The organism is Methylacidiphilum sp. Yel (assembly GCF_004421185.1).
Classification (GTDB): Bacteria; Verrucomicrobiota; Verrucomicrobiia; order Methylacidiphilales; family Methylacidiphilaceae; genus Methylacidiphilum.
Genome location: NZ_LXQB01000012.1, coordinates 13,665 through 26,726, shown reverse-complemented (window position 1 = coordinate 26,726; position 13,062 = coordinate 13,665). Strand labels below are relative to the sequence as shown.

Sequence of the window (13,062 nt, the reverse complement as noted above, 5' to 3'; positions counted from 1 at the left end):
CCGGTCTCATTGAGCGATCAGGTCATAATCTTTGAAATCAACAATCTTGACTTCTACAAATTGACCAGGGGGTAAGCTCAAAGGCACATGCACCAGCGTGTCCACTTCAGGAGCATCCCATTGACTTCTAGCTAAACCTGGGCGATCAATCAATACCTTTAATTTCTTTCCGATTGCTAGGCTGTTTTTTTCCTTAACGATCTCTTTTTGTAATTCCATAATTTTTTTTGCGCGTCTTTTTTTTACTTTTTCGCCAATTTGATCAATCATTTTTTCAGCTTTTGTCCCTTCCTCTGGAGAGTAAGGGAAGACACCAAGCCTGTCAAATTTGAACTCGCAAATAAAATCACATAGTTTTTGATAATCTTCTTCAGATTCTCCAGGGAAGCCAACAATAAGGGTGGTTCGGATGGCAGCATCCTTTACTTTCTTCCTGATTTCGTATAGCAGCTCTCGAAGGTAGGCTTCTGATGTTTTGCGTTGCATCCTTCCTAGTACTGGATCAGAAATGTGTTGAATGGGAATATCAATATACTTTGCTATTTTTTTGGAGGAGCTAAACTTTTCTATGAGTGCTTCTGTCCAATGGGCAGGATGGGTATATAAAAGGCGAATCCAGAAATCACCCGGTATCGCTTCTAAACCACTTAAAAGATCCACCAATAGAGAAACTCTCTGAGTGGATTGATCGATTCCGTAGAAGGTCGTATCCTGAGAAACCAAGATGATTTCTTTTGTTCCTCTTTCCACCATGCTGGATGCTTCCTTCAGTATTGAATCGATCGAACGACTCCGGTAGCGTCCTCTAATTTTTGGGATTATGCAAAAAGTACATGGATGATTACATCCTTCCGCTATCTTTAAATAGCTAAAATGGGCAGGAGTGAGTTTGAGTCGTGGATGATCGAAATCTGGTATGAACTTTGGTGACTGAGAAAATGGAATGGAATCAGAAAGGGGAGCGTTGCGATCAATTAACTTTTTTAAATGAGAATCAATATTTGGAATTTCATCAAGCCCAAGAAAAAGGTCAACTTCAGGAAGCAAAGAAGACAGTTCCTTTCCGTACCGCTGGAAAAGACAGCCTGTCACCACAATTTTCTGTTTTGTTGCTCCCCTCTCTCTTCGATGGATAGCAGCCAGAATTGTCTCGATAGATTCTTTTTTTGCCGGCAAAATAAACCCGCAGGTATTAATTAATAGGATATCTGCTCGGTGTGGAGAAGCCGTCAAGGAAGCTCCAGCATCCAGAAGTTTGCCTAGCATTACTTCTGAATCCACAAGATTTTTAGAGCAGCCCAAGGAGATCATCGCAATGCTTGTGCCTGCAAGAGTCGAGTTCATGGAAAATAACTGGTGGATCTTTTAAGAGTTTTGTAAAAAAAAATTAGCATTATGGAGTCTTTGGAATAATAATGTCTTGAGTTGAATCCCCCGCTGAAGCAATCGATACGCTTTTCCCATCGAGTATAAATTCAACTTGAGATATATTGGAAGCACGAATTTGGAATCTTGGACCAATAAATTCTTTTCGTTCCCCTCCGTGCAGAACCCCTGAAAAAACCTGCCTGGGTTTTCCTCCTTCGATGACTTGAATGAAAATCCAAGAATCTTTTCTGGCCTGAACAACTAGTTTATAATTTTTTTCTGCAAAAGAAACAGCTGGCTCATCGGCACTCTCCTCCTCTTCTTCTGCTGCGTCTGAATTTGTCTCTATTGTCCCATCTTTTCTTCTAGGTTGATCTTCTATGTTAGGGATAGGTTCCGGGCTAACGGGCAAGGCTCTCATAACCTTCACATTATCAGATGAAGAGCCATTTTCTTTGTTGGGTGGAATCAGAGAAGAAGGAGGAGAGGGAGGAGAAGATTCTTCAATTGGAATAGGATGGATAGGAGTAGCTCTTTTTACAGTTTCATTTCCAACTTTGGAAAGATCGATTGGAGTTTCTTGGGTTGGTTGTTCTTTCCTAACAGGTTCAAGGATAGGAGGTTTAAGCTCTGGACTTTTTCGAACCATCTCTTCAGTAGAAGGGCTTTTGCCTGGGCCATGTCGAAAAGAAGTGACTTGATAAATTCTGTATACTCCAATGCCGCACATGAGAAGAAAAAGAAGGAAAGCAAAGAAAAAGGCGATTCGTTGTGGTGTAAAGAAAGGCTCTTTTTGTAGGGGTCTCTCCACATATTTTACGGGAAGAGTCATTAATAGAGAGGCAGTTTCTTCTTCCTTAGAACCAAAAATATTATCTAGTTCATTTAAAAGCGGCCTCTCATCCATGCCTAAGGTTTTTGCATAGATTCTTACGAAGCCACGAACTTGAGCCGAAGCCGGAATTTTGTCATATTGATCTTGTTCCAAGGCTGCAAGTTGTTCTGGAAGAATTTTTGTTATTTTTGAAACTGTTTGTAACGAAAGACCTTGGGCCTCGCGCGCAGCTCGGAGCCTTTGGCCGATTGTTTGTTTCATTCCCTGTTCCATAAATTCTTCTTTCTTTTTACTAAAAATGGGGAATGGGGCCATTTAAATCGACAAGTATTTCTCTAGGCTTAGCCCCATTTTCCGGACCCACAATTCCTTTTTCTTCTAAAAGGTCCATCACCCAAGCAGCTCTATTATATCCAAGCCGAAGTCTTCTTTGAAGGAGGGAGGTGCTGGCTCTTTTTTCTTGCCAAATAATTTCAAGACATTTTTCGATTAGTTCTCGATCGCTCTCGGAGATTTCCAATTCTTTAGTTTCGTTATCGATAGCGTTTTGAACTTGAGGGATAGTCGAAGAAGGATAGAGGCTTTTTATATGTTCAACCACCTCATAGACTTCCTCTTCAGATACATAAGCTCCTTGGCCTCGGATCATTTTAGAAGTGGCTGGAGGGAGAAATAGGAAATCTCCTTTTCCGATAAGATTCTCAGCTCCGTTTTCGTCAAGAATCACTCGAGAATCAAGGGCACTGGCAACTTGAAAAGCGATACGCGAGGGTATGTTGGCTTTGATTACCCCTGTGATCACTTCTCTTCGCGGAGTTTGAGTGGCAACGATAAGATGGATACCAGCGGCTCTAGCTTTTGCAGAAAGTCGCGCTATTGCCACTTCGACTTCCGCAGGGGTTGTCTGCATCAAATCAGCCAGTTCATCAATCACGACCACAATCCAGGGGAGTTTTTCTTTTTTTTCTTCTTCTTTAATAGGCGAAGTCGTGCGATCTAATTTTGAGTTATAAGCAATGATATTCCTAGTTCCAGCTTCTGCCAGCAAGCCATAACGCCTTTCCATTTCTTGAATGAGCCACTTCAGTCCGTTAAGAACTTTTTTAGAATCAATGATCACAGGCACAATTAAATGGGCAATGCCATTGTAGGCTTGAAGTTCAACTTGCTTTGGATCGACAAGAATGATTCTAAGATCGGATGGACCAAACTTGTAAAGCAAACTCAACAATATCGAATTAAGGCATACCGATTTGCCTGAGCCAGTGGCTCCAGCAATAAGAAGATGAGGCATCTCGAAAAGATCAGCAATAAGAGCTTCTCCATAGACATTTTTACCCAGGGCTAAGGGAATCTTTGCTTTGGAATTATTCCAGTCTGGACTTTCTAGGATGTCTCTTAGAAAAACTGGGATTTTCTTTGCATTGGGTAATTCCACTCCCACACTATCTTTTCCTGGGATCGGTGCCAAAATATTGACTCTTTCGGCGCGCATAGAGCGGGCTATGTCTCGTTGAAGATTTTTGATTCTATCAACTCTCACGCCTGCAGCTGGATAAAGTTCAAAGCGTGTTATCGTAGGTCCATAAGTGATCGCTCCAGGACTCACTTCGATACCAAAGCTCGCAAGCGTTTCAATGAGAAGTTGAGCCTGATTGCGTAGCTCAGATTCTGGGACTGTGACTTTCCCAAGATAGGGATTTTGCCGAAGGAGAGAAATTGGAGGAGAGACATAGGTAGAGGACTCAGCAGAAAGTTTTTCTGGTTTTGAGCTCTCCTTGGAAGGATTTTTGAGGATAGTTGCAAAAGACTTTTCTTTTGCTCCAAAAGATGGGGAGAAAATAAGAGGATCATTCTTAGGGGATTCAAAGGAATTTGAGGAGGAGGAGGTGTTTTGGTTGTCCCCCTCTTTTTCTTTGTTAGCAAATAAATTCATTTTCTTAAAAAGAGAAGGCTTCTGTTGTGGTATGGGATCATTGTCCAAATCCTTGGAGTTGCCAATTATTCCAGAAATCCCAGAGGTGTCGTTTTTTCTTCGAAAGAGGCTCTCCACACTTAAAGGAGGAGTCGACTGTTTTTTTAAAACTTTTTCTATTTCTTTCTCTTCCTTACTTAGCTTCTTATGAGCGAGTTCTAACTGACCAGATAGCCCTTTTTGCTGCAGAAGGGTTTCTTGATGTGCTTCTATTTTTTCTTTCAGATAAACGGAGAGTCTAATCAAACTTCTTACCGGCTCTGTTTCGTACAAAAGCACAAAAAAAAGGATCAGCAAGATGATGAGCAAGACCAAACTTCCTGGTTCGCCTAAGAAACGAACGAGTAAGAAGCGCTTAACTATATCCCCAATGAGGCCACCAGGAGTAAAAATTTCTCGATTTTGCTCTACAATTTTACCAAGCAACGGCTGCAATTCCAAAAGGGCTGCAATGGAGGAGAGTAGCAAAAAACTTAATGGGATTTTTTTCCACCAGCAGATTTTAGCATGGATACCTAGGGCTATTCCGGCAGTAATCAAAAGAACGGGCACAGTGTAAGCCCCAAAACCAAAAAACATAAAGAGGAAAAAAGCCGTGTAGGCTCCTAATGGACCTACCGCATTGGATATCGCTGTTTTAGGAGGCCATTGATTAAAAGCAATATCCGTTGCATGAAAAGAAGCCAAACTTAGGATGAGTAGAATGGCTGCTCCAAAACAAACAATACTAAAGATTTCAAACAATATAGAATTGCGTTCCGTACACATAATCTTAGTTTTAAGATCAAGAGGTATCGATGATGCTTAAAACCAATACCATCTTTGTCCGTTTACAATATCAAAAAATAATTAAAAAAAAGAATTCATTTTTCTTCTTGTTGAAGAACATTTTTTTTATTAATCAAAATGCTACTATAAATTCGTTATTATAATTAGTATTCCTTAGGAGAAAATTCTTCAACTTAAAAAGGAGATCGACAATGGCTTATCAATTACCACCATTACCTTATGCTTTGGATGCTTTAGAACCTCATATTAATACCATGACCATGGATTGTCATTATAATGGACATCATAAAGCTTATGTACAGAACTTAAATAAAGCCTTAGCCGATTATCCTGACCTTCAAAGGAAGAGGCCTGAAGAATTACTTATATCCTTAGATTCTATTCCTCAAAATATAAGGACAGCTGTAAGAAATAATGGAGGGGGCCATGTCAATCACAGTTTTTTTTGGAGAATAATGGCTCCAAATGCTGGAGGCAAACCTACCGGAAAACTCTACCAAGACATTCTCTCTCAGTTCGGGAGCTTCGAAGCTTTTCAGGAAAAATTTGAGGCTACAGGTCTTGCTCGTTTTGGAAGTGGGTGGGTATGGTTAGTTGTGAATAAAGAGGGGAAGCTGGAAATCCTCTCTACTCCCAATCAAGATAATCCTCTTTCTGATGGAAATCAGCCATTTTTTGGCTGTGATGTCTGGGAGCATGCGTATTATCTCAAGTATCAATTCCGGAGAGGGGAGTGGCTCAAAGCATTTTGGAATGTGGTTAATTGGCAGGCAGTCGAAGAGTTCTATTCGCAAGCAGTAGCAAAAAACCTTTCCTTTTGCCCATAGGCTTAAAATGATTCGGTCTTATCGCTATGGACAATGAGGTCAGCTAAGAGCCCTAAGCCTCCATAACAAACCGATTCAATCGTTGAGAGATTTCTTGATTGAATGGCATAGGCGCAGGCAAAGATGTGAAAATCTTTTGAAGCAGCCAGAAGGGATGTTATCTCTCTGACCCCTTCGTCCAGACAGAAAATATAGATTTGATGTCCTTTGTCTTTATAGTAAAAGAGTTTTTTAAGGAATTCTTCGTATTTTTGACTCTGTCTGGAGACTGTAAGAATAAGAGTCAGCGTCGAAGCCATGAGGTAATGTAAAATAAAAAAGTTGGCATTCCAATAAGACAGAGGAGCAAGTTATTGTTTTTGTGGTTGAATAGGCATCTAAAAGATGATCCAGTTATCCGATGGAAAATAGATGAAAACAAGAAAAAAAGCGCAAGGCTCTCTTTTTTTAAATTTTTGAAGCATGGGAAAAGAATGATCTGCAATCGCTTTCTGCTTCTTTTTACAGTCAGTTCTTTGTTTTTAGCTTTTTGGATCAGAGGAGAGGAAAAAGTTGGCACTATTGATTTGATAGGGAAATTGCCAGAACAGCATCTTTTGGTAGAAGTTGTATGGAAACCAAAAGACCTTGCTCGCGGGTTGATGTATCGGGAAAGCCTACCTGAAAATCAGGGCATGCTTTTTGTTTTGCCTTTTGAACAAAAAGCTGTTTTTTGGATGAAGAATACTCGTATACCTTTATCTATAGCGTTTATGGATAAGAGAGGAAAGATCCTTGAGATCTATTCGATGAAACCTTTTGATCTGACGCCTATCCCTAGTCAATCCTCATTTGTCAAATTCGCATTAGAAGTAAACGAAGGATGGTTTGAAAGACACAAGCTTTTAGCGGGGGATCAATTAACTCCCAAGGATACAACTTGGGAGAAACTGCTTCTTCTTTTGAAAAATTGACTATTTATATTATGAAAATATTTGCTGATTATCATATGCATCCTCAAGGTCATAAATTACAACCCTACACCTTTAAACTTCTTGATCCTTGGGCGGAATCTTGTCTCCAAAAAGGGGTGGTAGATTTTTGTTTTACCGATCATGATAGATATAGAGAAGGGATCGATTTTAAAATTTTCGACCAATGGAAACAGAAATTCCCAACCCTTAATGTTCGCTTAGGGATAGAAAGGGACAACGATCCAGTCAGCGGTCATTCAGGCTTGATTTGGGTAAAAGAAAATTGGGAAAAACTCGATTTTGTTCTTGGGTCTGTGCACTTTATAGGAGACTGGCCTTTCGATAGAAATGGTTTTGAAGAAGGTTTTTTAAAGAGACCTATCGAGGATATTTATCGAGATTATGTAAAAAATTTACTGCAATTGATTGATGAAGGTTTTATCGATGCGGTGGCGCATTTGGATTTGATTAAAATTTTCAATTATAGACCCAAAGGGAAAATAATAGATTATTTCGAACCTATTTTGGAAAAAATCAAAGAAAAAGATCTTTGTTTAGAGATTAATACAGCAGGTTGGAGAAAACCTGTAAAAGAGCAATATCCGGCCGAAGAAATTCTTTTTAAGGCTGTGGAAATGAAAATTCCTATTTCTATTGGTTCCGATGCGCATTCATGGCTGGAAGTAGGCAAGGGGTTCTCTGAACTTTTACCGTTGCTGCATAAACTGGGGATTAGAGAATTTGCGGTTTTTCGATCCCATTCTAGACAAATGGTGGTAGTGGGCTAGAGGTTAAGGCTTTGCTCTGACACCTTGGAAGGATGCATTCCCATAAGCCTCAATTCAAACGGAAATAAACTAATTTCTTAGAAAAAGGCAATTTCTTGATTTGCTCTTTTCCTATAAATCCTCCGTAGTGATTTGAAAAGAAGCGAGGGGATATCCTTATAGCCTAACTTTGGCCTGGAAGCTAAGGTGTTATAATTTATTTTTTTAATCTTATCAAGAATGGTTTTTCCACCATACCAGGTTAATGCAATTTCTAGCTTTAAGGGCCATCCAAGGGTATCGATCAAAACCTTTCCTTTATCAAAAAGCTCCTCCGTACGCTTGACTTGAAAAGAGAGTAGGTCTCTGAAATTTGAACTAAAATGCCTAGCAAATAGTTCGGCTTCGTTAACCTTGTATTGTTCCATTTCGTCTTTAGGTAAATAGATTCTATTTTTTTTAAGGTCTATGGAGATGTCCTGCCAAAAATTGGCGAGTTGAAGAGCCGTGCATATACAATCTGAACTAAGCAGTTGCAAATCGGTCGTTTGGCGGTGAAGGTAAAGAACAAGTCTTCCAATTGGATTGGCGCTTTTTTTGCAATAATTCAATACTTCTTCAAAATTTTCATATCGATCTTTTAGGACGTCTTGCTTGAAGGCATCCAGAAGATCTGTAAAAAGGTTTAAAGGGAGTTGAAATTTTTCAATGGTATCGTGAAGAGCTAAGAAAACAGGATTTTTAGCGCAAAGCTTGGGGTCAAGAAGATAGGCACGCCATGTCTCTAAACTATCCAGCCTTTTTTTTCTTTTTTGCTCATCTTCCCTTTCTTTCTCTTTTAAGGAGTATCCTTCATCGGCGTAATCATCGGCAATTCGTGAAAAGGCATAGATAGCATGGACATGAGGTGCAAGATTTTTAGCAACAAGAAGACCCACAGGAAAGTTTTCGTAGTGGGAAGCAATATGTTTACAATAAGAATAGGCTTCGGTAAGATTCATGAAAAATTTCTTTATTACATTGCTTTTTAATAAAAAAAATAACTCAAAAACAATCGTTTTTTGAATAAACATCGATACTTTCAGCTAACAAATAGGTATTTTTATATTTGATTACCATTCAAAAATCTTAAACTACTTATGAATTATTTTGGTCTAACAGGAGGTATTGGCTGTGGAAAAACGACTTTGTCTAATTGGCTTATGAAAGAAGGTTTTGAAATTATCGATACGGATCGAATCGCACAAGAGCTTCTCCAGCCGGGAAGAGAAAATTGGAAAAAAGTAGTTGACGAGTTTGGGAAAGAAATCTTAAATAATGATAATACAATAAATCGTAGAGTATTAGGTCAACTGGTTTTTCAGAATCCGAAGTTGTTGGAAACATTAAATAGATTAACGCATCCTTCAATACGCCAACAGTGGAAAATAAAAGTTATTGAAGCCAAAAAAAGCAATCCGAGGAAACGTATAATTGTTGTTATACCACTTTTGTTCGAGGAAAAACTCGAAAAAGAATTTGATAAGGTCTTGTGTGTTGGCTGTTCTCCATCGGTACAGTTCAAAAGACTTTTGGATAGAGGATTGATTTCACGAGAAATAAGAATGAGGATTGAAAGTCAATGGCCTTTGGAAAAGAAAATGGAAAATAGTGACTTTGTTTTTTGGAATGATGGTTCCATTCATTTGCTTTATGATCAGGGTCGCATGTTTTTAGACCAGCTTCGATCTTATAATGCAGGTTGTTCATAATTTCTTTTGTGAAATTTTCGAATAAAGCGGGTCAAGGAATCTAAAAACCCTATACAATCAACAATGTAAACCTGAGGATTGTTTAATTCAGTGTTGTTACAATAATTTAAAATGAGAGCATCAAAAAAAAATCATTCAGAGGGTGAGCCGATGAAAGCGCAGGAAACTTTTGATTCTAACAACGAGATGCCTTCTTCCATGAAGGCCGAAAATGAAGAAGGAAAGAACATTCAAGAATATTCCGAACAAAAAGAAGAACATATGGAAATTAAAAAATCTGTCCAAGAGACAATCACTCAAACAAAAAATAACGGGATGGAGGAATCTGTAAACTTAGGTCCTACGTTGGATCTGAGTAAGCTTCAACAGTTATCCTTTTCTGAGCTGCAGATTAAAGCTGCAGAATACCAGATTGAAAATCCGGGATTAATGAGAAAGCATGAGGTAATTTTTGAAATCTTGCGGCGTAATGCTCAAAGAAATGGAGCGATTTACGGAGGAGGGGTTTTAGAGATATTACCCGAAGGATATGGATTTTTAAGATCAGAAGCATACAATTATTTCCCTTGTCAAGAGGATGTGTATGTTTCTCCTGCTTTAATCAGAAAATATGGGCTAAAGAAAGGCAATTTGGTTTCTGGACCTATTCGACCCCCTAAGGAAAAAGAACGGTATTTTTCCCTGCTCCAAGTTGAAAAAATTGAGAATGAAGAACCCGAAAAGATTCGTGGTAGAATCATTTTTGACAATTTAACACCTATTTTTCCAAATAGAAGAATCTTTTTGGAGGGTAAAAGTGGGGATCTTTCCATGCGAGTCATGGATCTGATCACTCCCATTGGATTTGGTCAAAGAGGCTTAATTGTTGCTCCTCCAAGAACAGGTAAAACAGTTTTGATTCAGAAAATAGCCAATGCCATTACTGAAAATCATCCTGAAGCCCATCTTATCGTCCTACTTGTTGATGAACGGCCTGAAGAAGTAACTGACATGGAAAGATCGGTAAAAGGAGAGGTTATCAGTTCCACTTTTGATGAAACCCCCGATAGACATGTACAGGTGGCCGAAATGGTTATAGAAAGGGCGAAAAGAATGGCCGAAAATAAGATTGATGTGGTGATTCTTTTGGATTCTTTGACAAGACTTGCTCGGGCCTATAATACTCTACAACCGCATAGTGGCAAAATTTTAACTGGTGGAGTTGATGCCAATGCGCTTCAAAAGCCTAGGCGATTTTTTGCAACAGCCAGAAATCTTGAGGAAGGGGGCAGCGTTACCATTATTGCAACCGCACTGATTGATACAGGCTCAAAGATGGACGATGTTATTTTCGAAGAATTCAAAGGAACCGGAAATATGGAATTGCATCTGGATAGAGCACTTGTCGATAAAAGAATTTATCCAGCGATCAACATTCCTAAATCTGGTACTCGTAGAGAAGAATTACTCTATCATCCAGATGAGCTTGTAAGGATTCATGTGCTCCGGAGAGCCTTATCGTCAGTTCCTCCGATAGAAGCCATGGAATTATTACTCGAAAGACTGAAAAAAACTAAAAATAACGTTGAATTTCTCCTTTCGATGAATCTTAAGGATTAAGAGCTATCAGCTACCCTTTCCCCTTTTCTGTGATAGGGTTGATTAATGCACCCCTGTTTAGAAACAATGCACAAGTGCACTTTGCTGAATCAAACAATTGCAAGCCATTACGCTTTTAGATCTGCTGTTGATGTTTTGTTGCTAGTTCTAGTAAGATAAAAAATCTTTTTGTTAGCGCATTTGTCAAAGAAAGCATTAGTCAAAAAAACATCAGTTTTGCTAAGCTCTAGTATATTAGTGCATCCTATGATGGCTTAAGGTCTTTCTTGTCTTGCATAAGAAGGATAAAAAAATCAGTTGATTGGAGCTATTCTTAAGAAAATTTTTTTTCGTTACGCTACGCTTTATATTTTAAAAAAAGGAAAGGGGCATATCCTTGAAGGTCCTTGTTACAGGCGGTGCGGGATATATTGGCAGTATATGTGTGGAGAGATTGATAGATCGTGGCTATCAAGTCATTGTCCTTGATAATCTATCAGAGGGACATATCAAAGCTGTAGAATCAAAAGCCTTATTTATCCAAGGGGATATTGCTGATCGGAATCTGCTTTTATCTATATTCATGAATGAAAAACCTCAAGCTGTGATCCATTTTGCTGCCAAGGCCTTAGTTGCAGAATCGATGAGCAATCCTTCCTTATATTTTCAAAATAACGTGGCTTATGGAGTCAATCTTTTAGATGCTATGGTAGAGTACGGGTTAAAGAGAATAGTCTTTTCTTCCACTTGTTCAATCTATGGCTCGGTAACAAAAGTGCCCATTGAGGAAAATTTTCCGGCAAATCCAGAAAATCCGTATGGGGAATCCAAATTTCTATTTGAAAAAATTCTTGAATGGTACCGGAAGATTCATGGGATCAGGCCTGTCATTTTTAGATATTTTAATGCAGCTGGAGCAACTCTTTATCATGGAGAACATCACAGGAAGGAGACCCATTTGATCCCTAGAATTTTACAGGTGGCTTTGGGCATATTACCGAAGGTAGAGATCTATGGTGTTGATTATCCAACTGCGGATGGCTCGGCGGTTAGAGATTATATTCATGTAGTAGATCTGGTTGATGCGCACATTAAAGCTTTGGAAAGCCAGTTTGAAGGAGTGTACAATTTAGGTAGTGCAAAAGGCTACTCTGTGCTTGAGGTTATAGAAGCTGCTCGAGCGATTACGGCAATGCCTATTCCTGCTGTAGTGTGTTCTCCTCGCGCTGGGGATCCCCCTATTCTTGTGGCTAATTTTAGAAAAGCTTTTGAGACCTTTGGTTGGAAGCCAAACTATGATCTAGATGCAATCATTCAAAGCGCATGGTCATGGCATAAATCCCATCCTCGAGGCTACGACTAATCCTTATCTTGTTTTAGGATCGAGTTTATCTCTTAACCATTCGCCAAAAACATTCAATGACCAAAGGGTAAGACTTAGGTATAGTCCTGGAAAGAAAAGAAGCCACCAAGATATCTTGACGGGATTGATTGCATTTGCGCCGTCAGATAAAAGACTTCCTAGACTAGAGGAAGGAGGTTCAACTCCTAGTCCTAAAAAACTCAAAAAAGATTCTTCCAAAATGACTGTTGGAATGGTCAACGTCAGATACACAATCACAAGGCCTGCGATATTGGGAAAAATATGTTTAAGAAGTATTTTAAAACTGTTTTGTCCTAGAACCTTTGCGGCTTGTACAAAAAGAGATTCTTTTAAGATCAATACACGACTTCGAACAACCCTTGCCATTGTGAGCCATTCGACAAAACCCAGTCCTACAAGAAGAAGGATAATACGCGAGTAGGGAAGCAGTGATTCCAAATGGCTATGGAACAGAAAAGCGCGTAGAGGATTTTCAAATATGGCAATGAGTACGATGACAAAAACCAACACAGGTAAGGAATAAAGAAGATCGACAAGCTGCATCATCATCCTGTCAATTTTTCCACCAGCATAGGCGGCAATGGATCCATAAGTAACCCCTATAAGAAGACTAATCAAAGAACCACTGAAGCCCACTCCGAAAGAAATTCTTGCTCCGAAAAGGATTCTGATAAACAGATCCCGTCCATGGATATCAGTTCCAAATATGTGTGAAAGGCTGGGGGGAAGTAAGATTTCGTTTGTTGTTTTATAGAGGGATTGAGGATAAAACCAAGGGCCGATGAGCGACAAAAGGACCAATAAAAAAAATAAAGAGAATGTCCTAAAGGGAAAC

General features: G+C 39.2%; 12 protein-coding genes. 6 read left to right on the top strand and 6 right to left on the bottom strand.

Annotated elements, in window-relative coordinates:
* Window positions 1-6: 6 nt before the first annotated feature.
* The 3 genes from rimO to A7Q09_RS02185 are packed head-to-tail and all read right to left on the bottom strand — an operon-like array spanning window position 7 to window position 4,946.
* Window positions 7-1,344, bottom strand: coding sequence for a 30S ribosomal protein S12 methylthiotransferase RimO (gene rimO, locus A7Q09_RS02195; protein ID WP_134389685.1), 1,338 nt, complete (start codon window positions 1,342-1,344; stop codon window positions 7-9).
* Between the two features lie 49 nt (window positions 1,345-1,393).
* On the bottom strand, window positions 1,394-2,464 hold the full coding sequence (locus A7Q09_RS02190) for a helix-turn-helix domain-containing protein (RefSeq protein ID WP_244228465.1): 1,071 nt from the start codon (window positions 2,462-2,464) through the stop codon (window positions 1,394-1,396).
* 31 nt (window positions 2,465-2,495) lie between these two features.
* Window positions 2,496-4,946: a DNA translocase FtsK gene (locus tag A7Q09_RS02185; RefSeq protein WP_134389683.1), complete on the bottom strand. Its 2,451-nt coding sequence runs from the start codon at window positions 4,944-4,946 to the stop codon at window positions 2,496-2,498.
* A gap of 212 nt (window positions 4,947-5,158) precedes the next feature.
* Between A7Q09_RS02185 and A7Q09_RS02180 the strand changes: the two genes are divergently transcribed.
* Window positions 5,159-5,794, top strand: a complete 636-nt coding sequence (locus A7Q09_RS02180; protein ID WP_134389682.1) for a superoxide dismutase — start codon at window positions 5,159-5,161, stop codon at window positions 5,792-5,794.
* Between the two features lie 2 nt (window positions 5,795-5,796).
* On the opposite strand, the gene A7Q09_RS02175 is transcribed toward A7Q09_RS02180, so the two are convergent.
* Entirely contained in the window at window positions 5,797-6,093 is a 297-nt protein-coding gene (locus tag A7Q09_RS02175; protein WP_134389681.1) for a hypothetical protein, read from the bottom strand.
* Window positions 6,094-6,153: 60 nt separating this feature from the next.
* On the opposite strand from A7Q09_RS02175, the gene A7Q09_RS02170 reads away from it, so the two are divergent.
* Window positions 6,154-6,747, top strand: a complete 594-nt coding sequence (locus tag A7Q09_RS02170; RefSeq protein WP_244228464.1) for a DUF192 domain-containing protein — start codon at window positions 6,154-6,156, stop codon at window positions 6,745-6,747.
* Complete coding sequence (locus A7Q09_RS02165; RefSeq protein ID WP_134389679.1) at window positions 6,714-7,535, top strand: histidinol-phosphatase HisJ family protein; 822 nt, start codon at window positions 6,714-6,716, stop codon at window positions 7,533-7,535. The genes A7Q09_RS02170 and A7Q09_RS02165 overlap by 34 nt, the downstream gene beginning before the upstream one ends.
* Window positions 7,536-7,612: 77 nt before the next feature.
* Here A7Q09_RS02165 and hpnC read toward each other — a convergent pair whose 3' ends face one another.
* The gene (gene hpnC / locus A7Q09_RS02160; RefSeq protein ID WP_134389678.1) at window positions 7,613-8,515 is read right to left on the bottom strand and encodes a squalene synthase HpnC; all 903 of its coding nucleotides are present in this window, start codon (window positions 8,513-8,515) and stop codon (window positions 7,613-7,615) included.
* A 138-nt stretch (window positions 8,516-8,653) separates the two neighbouring features.
* Between hpnC and coaE the strand changes: the two genes are divergently transcribed.
* The 3 genes from coaE (at window position 8,654) to galE (ending at window position 12,206) form a co-directional block, all read left to right on the top strand.
* Window positions 8,654-9,265, top strand: coding sequence for a dephospho-CoA kinase (gene coaE / locus A7Q09_RS02155; RefSeq protein WP_134389677.1), 612 nt, complete (start codon window positions 8,654-8,656; stop codon window positions 9,263-9,265).
* 198 nt (window positions 9,266-9,463) lie between these two features.
* Window positions 9,464-10,864, top strand: a complete 1,401-nt coding sequence (gene rho / locus A7Q09_RS02150) for a transcription termination factor Rho (RefSeq protein WP_394346606.1) — start codon at window positions 9,464-9,466, stop codon at window positions 10,862-10,864.
* Window positions 10,865-11,240: 376 nt separating this feature from the next.
* On the top strand, window positions 11,241-12,206 hold the full coding sequence (gene galE, locus A7Q09_RS02145) for a UDP-glucose 4-epimerase GalE (protein ID WP_134389675.1): 966 nt from the start codon (window positions 11,241-11,243) through the stop codon (window positions 12,204-12,206).
* Window positions 12,207-12,209: 3 nt separating this feature from the next.
* Here galE and A7Q09_RS02140 read toward each other — a convergent pair whose 3' ends face one another.
* A complete protein-coding gene (locus A7Q09_RS02140) occupies window positions 12,210-13,019 on the bottom strand; it encodes an ABC transporter permease (protein ID WP_244228462.1) in 810 nt (269 codons plus the stop codon).
* Window positions 13,020-13,062 lie beyond the last annotated feature (43 nt).